Source organism: Vibrio sp. T3Y01, assembly GCF_013114525.1.
Classification (GTDB): Bacteria; Pseudomonadota; Gammaproteobacteria; order Enterobacterales; family Vibrionaceae; genus Vibrio; species Vibrio chagasii_B.
The window spans coordinates 246,289-260,061 of sequence record NZ_VTXJ01000002.1 but is presented as its reverse complement, the minus strand read 5'-3'; the positions used below and the strand labels follow the sequence as shown (position 1 = coordinate 260,061).

The 13,773-nt window shown below is 46.0% G+C and carries 12 protein-coding genes; 6 read left to right on the top strand and 6 right to left on the bottom strand.

From position 1 onward, the window contains the following. Positions 1-16: 16 nt before the first annotated feature. On the bottom strand, positions 17-484 hold the full coding sequence (locus tag F0232_RS03650) for an OsmC family protein (RefSeq protein WP_105058659.1): 468 nt from the start codon (positions 482-484) through the stop codon (positions 17-19). Between the two features lie 9 nt (positions 485-493). Further along, positions 494-886 (bottom strand): GFA family protein, encoded by a 393-nt coding sequence (locus tag F0232_RS03645; RefSeq protein ID WP_105058658.1) that lies wholly within the window; start codon positions 884-886, stop codon positions 494-496. A gap of 207 nt (positions 887-1,093) precedes the next feature. Here F0232_RS03645 and F0232_RS03640 point away from each other — a divergent pair, with 207 nt between their 5' ends. Next, positions 1,094-1,933 carry a LysR family transcriptional regulator gene (locus F0232_RS03640; RefSeq protein WP_171730325.1) on the top strand — a complete coding sequence of 280 codons (840 nt, stop codon included), beginning with the start codon at positions 1,094-1,096 and terminating at the stop codon, positions 1,931-1,933. 233 nt (positions 1,934-2,166) lie between these two features. Beyond that, a complete protein-coding gene (locus tag F0232_RS03635) occupies positions 2,167-4,194 on the top strand; it encodes an alkyl sulfatase dimerization domain-containing protein (RefSeq protein ID WP_253821933.1) in 2,028 nt (675 codons plus the stop codon). A gap of 133 nt (positions 4,195-4,327) precedes the next feature. Here F0232_RS03635 and F0232_RS03630 read toward each other — a convergent pair whose 3' ends face one another. After that, complete coding sequence (locus F0232_RS03630; RefSeq protein ID WP_105058655.1) at positions 4,328-5,257, bottom strand: LysR family transcriptional regulator; 930 nt, start codon at positions 5,255-5,257, stop codon at positions 4,328-4,330. Between the two features lie 124 nt (positions 5,258-5,381). Between F0232_RS03630 and F0232_RS03625 the strand changes: the two genes are divergently transcribed. From F0232_RS03625 to F0232_RS03610, 4 genes are all read left to right on the top strand, one after another. After that, the gene (locus F0232_RS03625) at positions 5,382-6,065 is read left to right on the top strand and encodes an SDR family oxidoreductase (protein WP_105058654.1); all 684 of its coding nucleotides are present in this window, start codon (positions 5,382-5,384) and stop codon (positions 6,063-6,065) included. 82 nt (positions 6,066-6,147) lie between these two features. Beyond that, a complete protein-coding gene (locus F0232_RS03620) occupies positions 6,148-7,341 on the top strand; it encodes an MFS transporter (protein ID WP_171750688.1) in 1,194 nt (397 codons plus the stop codon). 73 nt (positions 7,342-7,414) lie between these two features. Next, a complete protein-coding gene (locus F0232_RS03615; protein WP_171750687.1) occupies positions 7,415-8,503 on the top strand; it encodes an alkene reductase in 1,089 nt (362 codons plus the stop codon). A gap of 208 nt (positions 8,504-8,711) precedes the next feature. Next, positions 8,712-9,533 carry an HNH endonuclease signature motif containing protein gene (locus tag F0232_RS03610; protein WP_116871092.1) on the top strand — a complete coding sequence of 274 codons (822 nt, stop codon included), beginning with the start codon at positions 8,712-8,714 and terminating at the stop codon, positions 9,531-9,533. 269 nt (positions 9,534-9,802) lie between these two features. On the opposite strand, the gene rlmJ is transcribed toward F0232_RS03610, so the two are convergent. The 3 genes from rlmJ to secD form a co-directional block, all read right to left on the bottom strand. Further along, positions 9,803-10,669, bottom strand: coding sequence for a 23S rRNA (adenine(2030)-N(6))-methyltransferase RlmJ (gene rlmJ / locus F0232_RS03605; protein WP_116871093.1), 867 nt, complete (start codon positions 10,667-10,669; stop codon positions 9,803-9,805). Between the two features lie 201 nt (positions 10,670-10,870). Continuing rightward, positions 10,871-11,812 carry a protein translocase subunit SecF gene (gene secF, locus F0232_RS03600; RefSeq protein WP_171750686.1) on the bottom strand — a complete coding sequence of 314 codons (942 nt, stop codon included), beginning with the start codon at positions 11,810-11,812 and terminating at the stop codon, positions 10,871-10,873. 2 nt (positions 11,813-11,814) lie between these two features. After that, positions 11,815-13,614: a protein translocase subunit SecD gene (secD, locus tag F0232_RS03595; protein WP_171750685.1), complete on the bottom strand. Its 1,800-nt coding sequence runs from the start codon at positions 13,612-13,614 to the stop codon at positions 11,815-11,817. Positions 13,615-13,773: the final 159 nt, after the last annotated feature.

Here is a 13,773-nt window from a genome sequence, read left to right as displayed (position 1 = left end):
GAGAAAATCGTGTGGGTTACGAGTCTATCTCTACCGTGATCTCGGTTTTTACCGAATTGGCAATGAAGCAGTTACTGTGCGCCAGATGATGCAACTTTTCGAGCTGTTTATCCGATGGGCGCTTATCACCAACAAATTGGATTTGGGGTTTAAGCGTCACATGGCTAACCCAAGCTCGCCCCGCTTTATCCTCTTCAAGAACACCAATCGCATCATCAACGTAAGACTCAATCACGTACTTTTGTTTAGCCGCGATTCCCAAAAAGGTCAGCATATGACAACTGGCAATAGCCGCAATAAAGGCTTCTTCGGGATCAACATTTTCCTCAACGGAAAGTGGTAGTGGCACAACATGAGGCGATGACGACGCAGGTACAATAACGCCACCATCGAACTCCCATGTATGCCCGCGACTGTATTGGTTATCGCTAAAAGCCTCATCTTCGCCTTTCTGCCAACGAATCAGGGCACCATAATCAGACATGTTTTCTCCTTAGCGATCCGCAGGGTGGTTCACACCATCGTTAGTCACCACATCACCAATATCAAAAGGGTTCACCCCTTCCAAACAACCAATATTGAACCCGTATTCATTTGGGCTAGAACGACGTTGATGATGAGTATAGATACCGCAGTTCGAACAAAAGTAGTGCTTCGCGGTGTTGGTATTGAATTGATATAACTTCAGATATTCTGCACCTTTAAGGATCTTGATACCATCCAACGCAACAGAACCAACAATCGCACCTTTTCGACGACAGATAGAGCAATCGCAGCGACGCGGCTTTTCGATTCCGTTAGGCAGGCTGAGCTCTAACTCCACCGCACCGCAGTGACAGGTGGCTTTGTGAAAAGGTTGGATCACGGTGTTACCGACTAGTTTCATGAGCACTCCTTGTACTGATTACTTTTCATCCATCATATCTTGATTTGTTATTTTGGTAAAAAAATGTGTTTTCCGACAAATATATAGCGCATGTTTTCATTACATAATTTAAGCTAAATTTCGACATCACTGACTCTATCGTCACCTAAACAGCAATGACCGAGTCATATTCAAATTATTTAATCTCTTTCTACAGGGCACACCTATATGAATCTCAATCTGATTAAACACTTTCTCGCAGCCTATGATTTCAAGAGTATTTCGAAGGCAGCAGAACATATGAATATGACTCAACCATCGATGACCGCCGCGATCAAAAACTTTGAAGAGCAGAGCGGAAAAATCATGTTTTATCGCACCAGCCGTTCAATTCAACCGACAGAAGATGCGCATTATCTTGCTGAGCAATGTCGAGAAATATTAGGCCGCCTCGACTCAGTTTTTAAAGAAGAGAGAAAGCTAAAAATCTGCTGCCCAGAAGTGATCATGCAGGCACTCCCTGGCTATGAAGGGGTCTACTTTGTTGAAACTTCCGCCATTGAATACAGCACTTTGGACAAACTAAGGACCGGAGAGGTGGATGTTGTTATCGACGATATCTCTGTTACTGATCACTCTTTTATTGTTGAATCGATCGGCTCTCAAAAGCTCGCACTCGCATGCCGTAAAGACCACCCAACGATTGGCGACACCATCTCACTTGAGCAGTTCAAAAACGCCGAGCACATCATGCTGCGCCTAAAAGACAAAAATGTAAGCGCACTAGAAACCCGAACTGAAGAAGCCTTTGATCGTAACGTGGTTCGAGAAGTGTCCGGTCAATCGAATCTACTGCTGAACGCCCGTAACTCTGACGCAGTGTGTATTGTCAGCGAATCCATGTTTGATTTAGCAGAAGAGCTAGGGCTAAAAGTCCTAGAACCACCATTTACGCTGCGTGACTACGAAATGAAAATGATTTATCACAAACGCAGTATTCAAGATCAAAGACATGCTCAAATTCGAGAGCACATCAAAAAGCATCTAACAACACCCTCAAATAAATAAAAACTATACAAAAGGTGATGAGTCGTAATTAATGACAAAATAACCCATCTTACATAGATAAAATCTATGTTTTTTATAGCTACTACCCAATGGTTCGCCGCTTAAGAACTGCCTAATATATCGTCATCAACGAGGCACATTACATAACCTCGTATCCTTCAACTTTTGAAGAACGACGAAACAGGATGGATTCTGAGTCTGATTCATACGAAATACAGAACCAGGGTAACACTATGAAAAAAACCATTATTGCTCTCTCAATTTTAGCGTCTTGTAATGTGATGGCTCACTCTCATCATGCATCAGAACGTTTAACTCACGGCGACCACGACCACTCATTCGATATGAGCGAGTACGATGTTGTACTTTCTAACAACTATGACCCGTTTGCTAATGGCATTGAGTTTCTCTCTCCAACCATGTCTGCTGAGCAGCAAAGTTACTTTCCTTTGTCTGAAAATGCCTCGACAAAACTAGCAGGGTCATTCCCAGAAATAATTTGGCGAGGTGAGCCTCTATTCACGCCTGAATACAACAAAGAAAACATGGAAAAGGCTCTACAAGAAGGCAAAATTCATCCAGAGTTAGCAGCAATGGAAGAAGCAATGACCAACCCTGTGATCTTTAAACTATCAGACCGCATGTACAACGCATTTGGTTTTGAGGGTGCTTCAATTACCTTCCTTCAAGGTGACAAAGGACTGATCATTATCGACGCTGGTTCAACAGCAGAAACCGGTGAAGCCATGCTGTCGGCTTATCGTGAAGCGACAGGAGATGAGCGTGAAGTTCATACGATTTTCTATACTCACCACCACCCAGATCAATGGGCAGGAACCGAGGGGCTAGCAACGCGAGAAGACTTCGAATCTGGTAAAATTAATGTCATCGCTCATGTTGATTTCCAAAAGAAAATGAACGAAGAGTCTGGCATTTACCTTAATCAACAGTCGATTCGAACCGCGTATGCATTTGGTGCCTTTATCCCTCATAACAATGACTACGATAAAGGGGTAAACCAAGGTGTTGGCTACCCAGCAGACATCGTGATGCAATCGCAAAACAAATCCTTCTTCGCGCCAAATATCTTAGTAGACGATCTGATGATCATGAAGGTCGATGGACTTACATTGGAGTTTTTCCACACACCTGGTGAAGCGCCAGATGGTGTTGCACTCTACGTACATGAAACGGGAGACATGGTCGGTGGCGATACCATTCAAGGTGAAACCATTCCAAATCTCTACACCATTCGTGGTGCAGAGTACCGTGACGGCCTTGAGTGGGCAGATTCTATAGACCGCATGCGTCGCTATCAGCCAAAAACGCTTTCGCTACACCACGGCCGTTCTGCAGTCAGCCAAGAGCGTGTTGAAGATGTGATGAAAGCCTACGCGGATTCACTGCGCTACATGCAAGATCAAACGGTTCGCCATATCAACAAAGGCTATACCATGCACGAGCTTTCGGACAGCATTCGCCTTCCGGAAGAACTCAAGGATCATGACTACTTGCGCCCGCTGCGTGGCTCAGAATATCAAAATGTTGCCAATATCTATGCAGGCAATGTCGGTTGGTTCAATGGTGATGCCAGTGAGTTTGCGAAGCCACCACACAAGGACATGGCGCAATTGTATGTTGATATGATGGGTGGCCCAGACGCCATTAAAAAGGCCGCGGACCGCATGATCGAAAAACAACAGTACGGTGAAGCGATGCAGATCCTAACGCATGTTATCCGCGTCGATCACAGCGATATGTATGCTCGTGGACAAAAAGCCGTTGCACTAGAGCGTTGGGGCTGGGAACAATCGACTCCGGGTTGGCGTCACTGGGCACTCACAGGTGCAGCAGAGCTTCGCGGAGAATTAGATGGTGTACTCGATACAATGAACTTCTTCGGCGATGCCAGCAAGTTCGTTGAGGCACCAACCGATGACGTGATGTCACTGATTCCAACTCGCCTTATGGCCGAGCAACTGAACACCAACGAGACGCACGTTATCAACCTTGTTGTGGATGGAAGCCCATACCTTGTGAACGTGTCTAACCGCACGATGGCTGTCGACAATGGTTTTAGCTCCGAGAGCGCCGATCTAACGGTCGAGATGTCAAAACAAGACCTTGTTCATTTGTTCCTAGTCAAAGACATCAATGTTGAAGAATCAACGGCGAAGGCAACCAAGGGCGATATCAAGCAACTTCAACGTTTAGTTGACGTAATTGATACCTTCTCTCCGTTCTACCTACACCTTCGCTAACCCCAAAAACATAACCCGTGCCTCATTCATTTGAGGCACGATAAGAGGTGCCCATGATAGACAAAGATACCTTTATCCCAAGAGCGTTAGCGGTTGCCATCGTTGTATTTCTATTATTTTCGTAACTAGGAAATCAACAACTCGAGTTGACGCAATCTCCAAACCGCTCAAACAAGAAATCAAGAAACAGCCGGATACGCTTCGGCTGATACTTCTTGCTGATGTACACCACATTTAAGTCTGCACTCGATACAGAGGTCGAGGTATTGAAGTTTTTCATATAGCCATTAAGCAGGGTAACAAGGCGTTGGTTATTGATGTCGTCTTGCACATCCAGTACTGATTTAAGGGCAATGCCCTCACCTTTTAATGCCCAGTAGCGAATCACTTCACCGTCGTCTGAGAATCGCTTTGGCACAACGGTAATCGACTTCTTCATGTCGTGATCTTGGAAGTGCCATGTCTTGAGCTCTTCATTGCTACGTAGCATTGCCAAACAGTCATGATCTACTAAATCTTGCGGTGTTAATGGCGTTCCATGCTTAGCGAGATATTCAGGAGAAGCACACAGCACACGTCGGCTCGGGGATAAGCGCCTAGATATCAAACTGCTATCGACCAACTCTCCGTAGCGAATCACCACATCCATGCCCGACTCAGCAATGTTCGATAGGTTATCGTTCAAATACAGGTAAGGGACCACGTCGGGATATTGCTGACAAAACTCCGACAAGATTGGCAGGATGTACTGCTTGCCGATGTCTTTCGGCGCGGCGATCTTTAAAGGGCCTTTAACCTCTTTGACGCCATTTTGAATCAGATTTTCGGCTTCGCTAACGTTATCCAATATCTCCAAACACGCCTTGTGATACAGCTCGCCAGAGTCAGTCAAAGACACATGTCGAGTACTTCGATTCAACAGCTTCACGCCATATCGCTCTTCCAGTGCCTGAAGCCTTGCTGTCATGGTCGCAGGCGATAAACCTAGCTCCCGCCCAGCTGCAGCCAAACCTTGATGCTTCACGATACTGACGAACATCGCCATGTCTGAAAACTTATCCATGCTACTTCTTCCTCGTCACACTGTTCATTTAAACCGAATAATGAATTCACATTTTAGCCAATTATCAAAATTAGTCGAATAAATATAATGACAACCATCAGCAGAACACGCAGGAATTCAGAACATGAACAACGCAGTAACGAACCAAGAAAAAAGCACTTTCGTCATCATTGGTGGCACGTCAGGTATCGGCAAAGCATTGGCGATGCAATTGAGAAACGAAGACAACACAGTACACATTGCCAGCCGACACACAGGTGTTGATATCAGCAATGAAAAGTCGATTTGCGAATACTTCGAATCCATTGGTCCCTTCGATCATTTGGTGGTCACTGCTGGCTCATCTGCTCCGGCTGGAAAGGTGACAGACGTTGCGCTTGAAGACGCAAAAACGGCATTTGATACCAAATTTTGGGGCAGCCTGAACGTCGCCAAGCATGCGGCACGTTACATCAAACCCAACGGCTCTATCACGCTCACAACGGGCATGTTGTCTCGCAAAGTAGTGGCTGGCACTTACGTAAAAACCGCCATCAACGCCGCGCTAGAAAGCGTGACCAAAATACTGGCGAAAGAGCTATCCCCCATTCGCGTCAATGCCGTTAGCCCGGGCCTAACCATGACTGAAGCCTACAAAAACATGGACGATTCCGCTCGTGCAAGCATGTACGACAACGCCAAAAACAACCTACCCACAGGCAAGGTTGGCGAAGCTTCAGAGATCGCCATGGGTTACCTGTTCGCGATTAATAACCCATACGTAACTGGGTCAATCATCGACATCGATGGCGGCGCTCTACTCGGCTAACACCTCGCAAAGACACAAAGAACAATGGTTAGGGCGTTTGTCTCACGTCCTAACAAACAAGAATTTACATAGGTAGATCATCATGAAAAAAGAACAGATCCCATTCCAAGTTTGGATACTGACACTCGCGGCATTTGCAATTGGCACCGCTGAGTTTGTTATCGCTGGCATTCTTCCACAAATTGCCACATCCCTTTCAATCACAGAAGGTCAAGCAGGTTATCTAATCAGTGCTTACGCGTTAGCTATCGTTATTGGTGGCCCAATCTTAACCATCTACCTTGCTCGCTTTAATAAGAAGGTGGTACTGATTGGCTTAATGGCACTGTTCATCATCGGCAATGTCTTATCAGCCCTAGCACCTAGCTACCCATTACTGCTCGCTAGCCGCGTGATTGCAGGCTTAGTTCAAGGACCTTTCTATGGCATAGGTGCGGTTGTCGCAACCAACTTAGTGTCGGAAAAAATGGCAGGCCGTGCCGTTGGTCAAATGTTCGCAGGCTTAACGCTGGCTAACGTTCTTGGCGTTCCCGCTGGTACATGGATTAGTTTGCAATTCGGTTGGCACACCACCTTCTTTACCGTGGCTGCACTTGGCACCATCGCGATGATTTCTATCCTAACGTCAATCAAATCAAGCGGTCATAGCGAAGCAAAAGACATCAAAACTCAGCTGTTAGCGTTCAAAAACCCAATGCTACTGATTAGCTTGGCAATCACTGCTTTTGCTTGGTCTGGCTTCATGACGCTTTACGGCTACCTTGCACCAATCGCTATGCACATCACCGGCTACGGTCAAGAGTCTGTTACTTGGATCTTAGTGATTGTAGGTGTCGGCTTAATCATAGGTAACACATTAGGTGGCCGCTCTTCCGATAAAGATTTAGGCAAAGCCTCCATGTTTTGGGCTGTCGTGATGATCGCTTCATTGGTTGTAGTTGGCCTTGTGGTAGACAACAAAATCCTCTTCGTTGCAGCGGCATTTGTCTTTGGTATTGCATCATTTGCGAACGTTCCTGCCATGCAACTTCGAGTAATGAACCACGGTGGCGAAGGCCAAGAGCTAGCAGCAACAGCGAATATCTCAGCGTTTAACTTGGCGAATGCCTTCGGTGGATTCCTTGGTGGCATGGTACTCGACAGCCAGCTAGGCGCAGGCATGATTCCATTCGCAGCCGTTGTTGTTCCTGTAATTGGCTTGCTACTTATCGCCAAAGCCAACCGAGCTGATAAGCCTCAGAGCAAATCGATTTTTAGCCCAGCGGAAAGCAAGTAATCCGCTCTATAACCCGAATACAAAACTATAAACATTGAATTAAAAAGTACTGAATTAAAACAAGGTGGATACCATGAACAAATTATTCGAAACATCAGCACTCAAAGGTCTAGCACTGCAAAACCGTGTCGTTATGGCACCTATGACTCGCGCTCGTACCAGTCAACCGGGCAATGTACCAAACGACATGATGGCGACCTATTACCAACAACGTGCTAGCGCTGGGCTTATCATCACTGAAGCGACACAGATCTCTGATGACTCTCAAGGCTACTCATTCACTCCCGGCGTTTACACCGATGCACAGATTGAAGGTTGGAAGTCAGTAACCAAAGCAGCCAAAGAACAAGGTGCTGCAATATTCTGTCAGCTCTGGCATGTCGGCCGCGTGTCTCACCCTACCTTTCAAAAAGGCGAACTGCCGATAGCACCCTCAGCTTTGGCTCCAATAGAAACTCAGGTGTGGATTTCTGATGAGAATGGCAACGGCAACATGGTCGATTGCATCCAACCAAGAGAGATGACCCAAGCAGACATCGATCGAGTGGTTCAAGATTTTGCCAACTCGGCCAAGAAAGCCATCGAAGCAGGCTTTAATGGTGTCGAGATCCACGGCGGCAATGGCTACCTAATCGATCAATTCCTAAGAACCAACTCAAACAAGCGCAACGACAACTATGGCGGAAGCCGTGAGAACCGACTTCGCTTTCTGATTGAAGTGGTTGATGCAGTTATTGCAGAGATAGGTGCCGATAAAGTCGGCGTGCGTTTGGCTCCGTTCATCACCTTCAAAGACATGAACTGCCCAGACATAGTGCCAACCATTTTAGATGCGTCAAAGGAACTGCAAGCTCGTAATATCGCTTATCTGCACCTATCAGAAGCCGATTGGGATGATGCACCCGTGATCCCTGAAAGCTTCCGAGTAGAACTAAGGGAGCTATTCTCCAACACTATCATCGTCGCTGGCAGCTACACACCAGAACGCGCCGAAGAAGTGTTAGGCAAAGGCTACGCCGATCTCGTCGCATTTGGTCGCCCATTTGTTGCCAACCCCGATCTGGTATCACGCCTGCAAAACGGCAGTGAGTTAGCACAACTCGATGGCGCGACTCTATTCGGCGGCAATGAAAAAGGCTATATCGATTATCCGGCGTTGTAGTGGTAAAACATTAAATAAACACCAAGCCTGCATGAGTCCTGCAGGCTTGCCTCTTTAGAAACGTGACCGAACCGATACCTTTTCACACCCAAGAATCCACTTGCATATTTTAATTTAACCCACTGTTATATTTGAACTTTATATGAAATTTAAATTACAAAAATATCAATAATATTTAGAGTTTAAACGAATAAACGAGGACTCTCCATTGTTCAACGTAGGACAGGTTTACAATCGACGCACAGATATACACGGTCGCTACAAAGGTCAGCAATATGGTGGTATCGCTACGCCTGCAGCCCACCCATATGTATTTATCTTCACTAGCGATGCTGGTGAAGAATTTGGCTACTCTGATGGTTTTAGTGCAGACGGCACTTTCCGATATACAGGAGAAGGACAAGAAGGTGATATGCAGATGGTTAAGGGAAACTTGGCGATCTTTGAACACCAAAACAACCTTAAAGAGATTCTCTTATTTGAATCTGTCTCAACTGGTTTTGTTAGATTCGTCGGAATCTGCAACTACATTTGTCATCACATTGAGCAACGCCCCGACAGGAACGACCAACTCCGTGATGCGATAGTTTTCCATTTAGATATCGTCCCGCAAACTATTGGGGATTCAGTTCAATCTCCAAAAATGTCATACCTTACCAAGCCGACCAAAAGTAAATCTCTGAAGCAATTACGAGACATCGCTTTAGCTTCAACACCACTTCAAACTGGCACTAAAGAACAACTCACACATGTAAAATATCGTAGTGAAGCAATTAAGCTTTACGCCAAAAAGAGGGCAAATGGTATCTGTGAAGGTTGTGAAATGCCTTCGCCTTTTGAAACCAAGACAGGCCCTTACCTAGAAGTACATCACCTGACACGGCTAGCTGATGGTGGTGCAGATTGTCCTGAAAATGTAATTGCGCTTTGTCCGACTTGTCATCGTGAAGCGCACTACTCAGTGGGAGCTGTCGATTTCAATGCAAAACTCATCGAGAAAGCACTCAAGATTGAAGAGCAACTGTTGTAAGAATTTCCTTCAGGCAAAAGAAAGGCTCGCGTGACTAGTGCGAGCCTAATGCAGTTTAGGGGGTAAACCACAATCTGATATTAATTTGGGCTAATTATTTAACTTATGCGCCATTATGCACTTGCGCGCGTTGATATTCCATTTTTAAATGATTCACTGCAATTAATCAATCGATAAAAGTTAGCGTTTGGTCAATTTAAACCACACAAATAACAGTGAATTAGTGAACTATGTCTACTAATTCACCAAAAAGCCCAAACAAATCAGTCTTATAGACTTTTCATTTGCCAATAGCCTTCGCCATTGGTTGCAAGCTGACTATGTAAATAATCGAGCGTGTCAGCAACCGTCCCTGCAATGCCTTGTGGTGGGTTAAATAGCAGCAAGCCACTGCCAATAAGGCGGTCATCTCCTTTCGGATCGCGCAATCGTAATTCCGACTTTATCGGACTTGGCAACAAGCCATCTTTCACCGCTGTCACACAGTGGTCCAATATTAGAGAGCTTCGATCATCTGTGTATAACGGATACCAAATTAACGCAGAGACTCTCTCCGACTGCTGATAGGCCTTAACCAAAGCATCAATCACCGCGAGATATTCGGAATCCGTTTCGTAAGGTGGGTCGATAACTATCAGGTGATGGCTGTTATGTTTCGCAACATCGTCAGGCAATGCTTTAAGCCCATCGCCCGCAGTAATGGTCAGATTACTGGAGATATCAAGATCACGTTGCAACTTCTCAATATTGGTTTGCAGTAAGTCGGCTTCATCTTGCTGAATATCAGAGAAATAGAAGCTATCTTGGCTGCGACCTTGTTGATAGGTAATCGCCGCCGAACCGGGGTACAGCGTGATAAGTTGATTCGGATTGTAGTATTCCAACACCGACATAAAAGAAGCGAATGACTCAGGAAGGTAAGCCTTGTTTCGCCAAAGGTACCCAACCCCTTCTGCAAATTCACCCGCGTGATTACTTGGCGCAGTAGTTAGGTCATAACACCCAGTACCTGAGTGAGTGTCGATAACATTGAGGCGCGAATGCTGCTGCATTAATGACTGAACCAGAGCACTTAATACAGGGTGCTTCAGTGCATCACCGTGGTCGCCTACGTGACATTGATGTCGATATTCCATTCCCTTGCCTCATTTCGACTAACGTCATATAAACATACTTCATATCATTAGTACTTGCCTGCTCAATCCGTCGTTTTTTGAAATAGGCTCTCTTTTCCTAACTGTTTGACTCTTAAATAAAATAAAGCCCTTCGTTCGGTTAAAAACGAAGGGCCTAAGTGAACTCACTTACTGAGTTGCAGCATTATCAAAATAGATAACCTAAGGGTACTCACCCTCAACTTCTACAGGTGGTTTTACTTGATAGTGACAAGGCTGTAAGCCAAGTAATTTCGGAAGGGTGATACCGACCGAAATTGAAGACCATGTACCACTCGCAATGCCCACAACCAATGCAATCGCAAAACCTTGTAGCGCTGCGCCACCAAGCAACCAAAGCGCAGATACCGTCAACAACGTCGTACCTGAAGTCACCATAGTACGAGAGAACGTTGCTTTAACTGATTCGTTAAGCAGGTTGTCGGTATCGCCGTTAGGGTTGCCACGCAGCATCTCACGGACACGGTCAGCGATAATGATCGAGTCATTGAGTGAGTAACCTAGAATCGCTAATACCGCCGCTAACACCGTTAGGTTGAACTCAAACTGAGTCAAGGCGAATAAGCCGAAGATAATCGTCACGTCGTAAATGATCGCAGCCAGAGCACCTAGAGCTAAACGCCATTCAAATCGTACACTTAGGTAAAGCATGATCATTAAGAAACACACCAATACCGCTAAGCCACCTTGGTCAACCATGTCTTGACCCACTTGAGGGCCAACCACGCTGCTGTTCAGTACTTTCACTTGGTCACTCACCGATGCCAAGGCATCAACTAAGTTGGCTTGCGGTGCGTCTGTCAGTTGGCTGTAGCGAATGGTCCAGCGGTCTTGCTCTGCCATGCCAACCACTTGCACGTCTTGTTGAAACGCAGCATCAAGTTGTGTTTTCAGCGCGTCTTTGGTCACTTGATCAGAAAGTTGAACCTCAGCGACCACACCACCTGTAAAATCCAAGCCCCAGTTGAACCCTTTCACGGCCACCAGCATTACTGAGCTCATGAACAACACAATAGAGATTACCGACATCACCTTACGTAGGAGAGTCATATTACTATTTGAAAAATAGCGTTCTGAAATTGTCATTTTTGTTGAAGTACTCATGCTTAAATCCTTACATCGTGGCGTTGGTCACGCCCCCAAACCAAATTGATGATCGCTCGTGAAGCAAAAATGCCCGTAAACATACTGGTTAGAAGACCTAAGCCCAGTGTCAAAGCAAAGCCTTGAATTGGCCCGTTACCAATGGTGTAAAGAGCGACAGCTACAATCATTGTGGTGAAGTTAGCATCGAAGATAGATGAGAACGCGCTATCGAAACCTCGATCGATGGAGCTAGCAAAGCTTCGTCCTTCTTTCATTTTGTCTCGAATACGTTCGAAGATAAGTACGTTAGTATCCACCGCCATACCAACGGTTAATACCAAACCAGCAATACCCGGCAGTGTTAATACCGCACCCGGTAGCAATGCGATCAGACCAAACAGCGTTACCATGTTAACGATAAGCGCACCATTCGCTACCCAACCAAGGCGGCGATACCATAGCGCCATAAACGTAAGAGTAAGACCAAGACCAAGCGCCAGTGCAGCAAAGCCGTTAGTCACGTTTTCTGCGCCCAAAGATGGACCAATGGTACGCTCTTCAATGATGGTCACAGGCGCGGTTAATGAGCCTGCGCGAAGCAGTAGAGCCAACTCTTGCGCTTCAGCCATAGTGCCAGCACCAGTAATTCTAAAACGGCTGCCCAATTGAGATTGGATGTTCGCTACGCTGATCACTTCACTGGTTTTCTCGCTGTTACCAGCTCTGTCGCGGCTGTACTCGCTGTACACAGTCGCCATTGGCTTACCGATATTATGACGAGAGAATTCAGACATTTTCTTACCACCCGCAGAGTCTAGGGTGATGTTTACTTCTGCGCTGCCCATTTCACCAATGCCACTACGTGCATCAATAATGTGTTCACCACTTAGTACTGCTTTACGAGCGACAACCACACGGTTGCCATCGGTATCTTTTAGCGTTTGAGTGTTGCGCGTTGGGTTGTCGTAAACCGAGTAGAATGCCAATGATGCCGTGGCACCAATCACGTCTTTTGCAGCTGCAGGATCTTGTACACCCGGCAATTCGATACGGATACGGCTTTCACCTTGGCGTTGAATTGAAGCTTCGGTGATACCAAGCTCTTCAATACGGCTGCGCATGATCTGCAGGTTTTGTTGAACCGTTAGGTTACGTAGCGTTCTTTGCTCTTCTTCAGACTGAGTTAACGTTAGCGATTTATCTGAACGGTCACGTTGCCATTGTGGGAACTCTTCACGAATCAGTTTTTGTGCTTTTTCGAAATCTGCATCTGTACGGAAGTTAAATTCAACTTGGTTGTTCACCACTTTACCGCGTGCATAACGCACTTGGCTGGTGATCTCGTCGACCACAGATTGCGCTTGTGCGTGATAAACCGGTTCCATGTCTACTTCGAGTAAAAACTGCACACCACCACGTAAATCAAGGCCTAACTGAATCGGCGCGAAGCCCATGTCAGTCAGCCATTTTGGTGCTGCAGGCTCCATCGCTAGCGCAACAGTCGCGTTGTCCAATAGGCGCTCATTCAGCACCTCTTTAGCCTTCGCTTGTTGTTCTGCATCTTCCAATATCACAACTAAACGCTTGTCTTTCTGATAAGCCGATTTAGCTTGGATGCCTTCGCTCGCGAGGTATTGAGTCACCTGCGTCGCGTCGATGGTTTGCTCAGAGCGATTGTTAATTTGAACTGAAGCATCTTCGCCATACCAAGAGGGTAAAGCGCTCAGAACCATGATGATAATGGTGGTGATAAGTACCACGTATTTCCACTTCGAGTAGTGGTTGATTTGTTTTCTTGGAATGCGTTTTTTCACAGTCAAGATCTCTTATTTCTTAAGCTAATATGTTGCGAACAGGTACGAAACTGACGACAACCAGACCAAACTGATTAAACGACAGCAGAGTGCATTCGCGAATTGTTTTGAGGATTGGATAGAACAACGGACACAAAGGATCGTCGATACGACCAATCAGGGGCA

Coding starts and splice junctions, on each gene's coding strand:
- F0232_RS03630 (WP_105058655.1), bottom strand. CDS start 5,257: ATGGATAAGTTTTCAGACATGGCGATGTTCGTCAGTATCGTGAAGCAT.
- F0232_RS03650 (WP_105058659.1), bottom strand. CDS start 484: ATGTCTGATTATGGTGCCCTGATTCGTTGGCAGAAAGGCGAAGATGAG.
- F0232_RS03625 (WP_105058654.1), top strand. CDS start 5,382: ATGAACAACGCAGTAACGAACCAAGAAAAAAGCACTTTCGTCATCATT.
- F0232_RS03615 (WP_171750687.1), top strand. CDS start 7,415: ATGAACAAATTATTCGAAACATCAGCACTCAAAGGTCTAGCACTGCAA.
- F0232_RS03640 (WP_171730325.1), top strand. CDS start 1,094: ATGAATCTCAATCTGATTAAACACTTTCTCGCAGCCTATGATTTCAAG.
- rlmJ (WP_116871093.1), bottom strand. CDS start 10,669: ATGGAATATCGACATCAATGTCACGTAGGCGACCACGGTGATGCACTG.
- F0232_RS03620 (WP_171750688.1), top strand. CDS start 6,148: ATGAAAAAAGAACAGATCCCATTCCAAGTTTGGATACTGACACTCGCG.
- F0232_RS03635 (WP_253821933.1), top strand. CDS start 2,167: ATGAAAAAAACCATTATTGCTCTCTCAATTTTAGCGTCTTGTAATGTG.
- secF (WP_171750686.1), bottom strand. CDS start 11,812: ATGAGTACTTCAACAAAAATGACAATTTCAGAACGCTATTTTTCAAAT.
- F0232_RS03645 (WP_105058658.1), bottom strand. CDS start 886: ATGAAACTAGTCGGTAACACCGTGATCCAACCTTTTCACAAAGCCACC.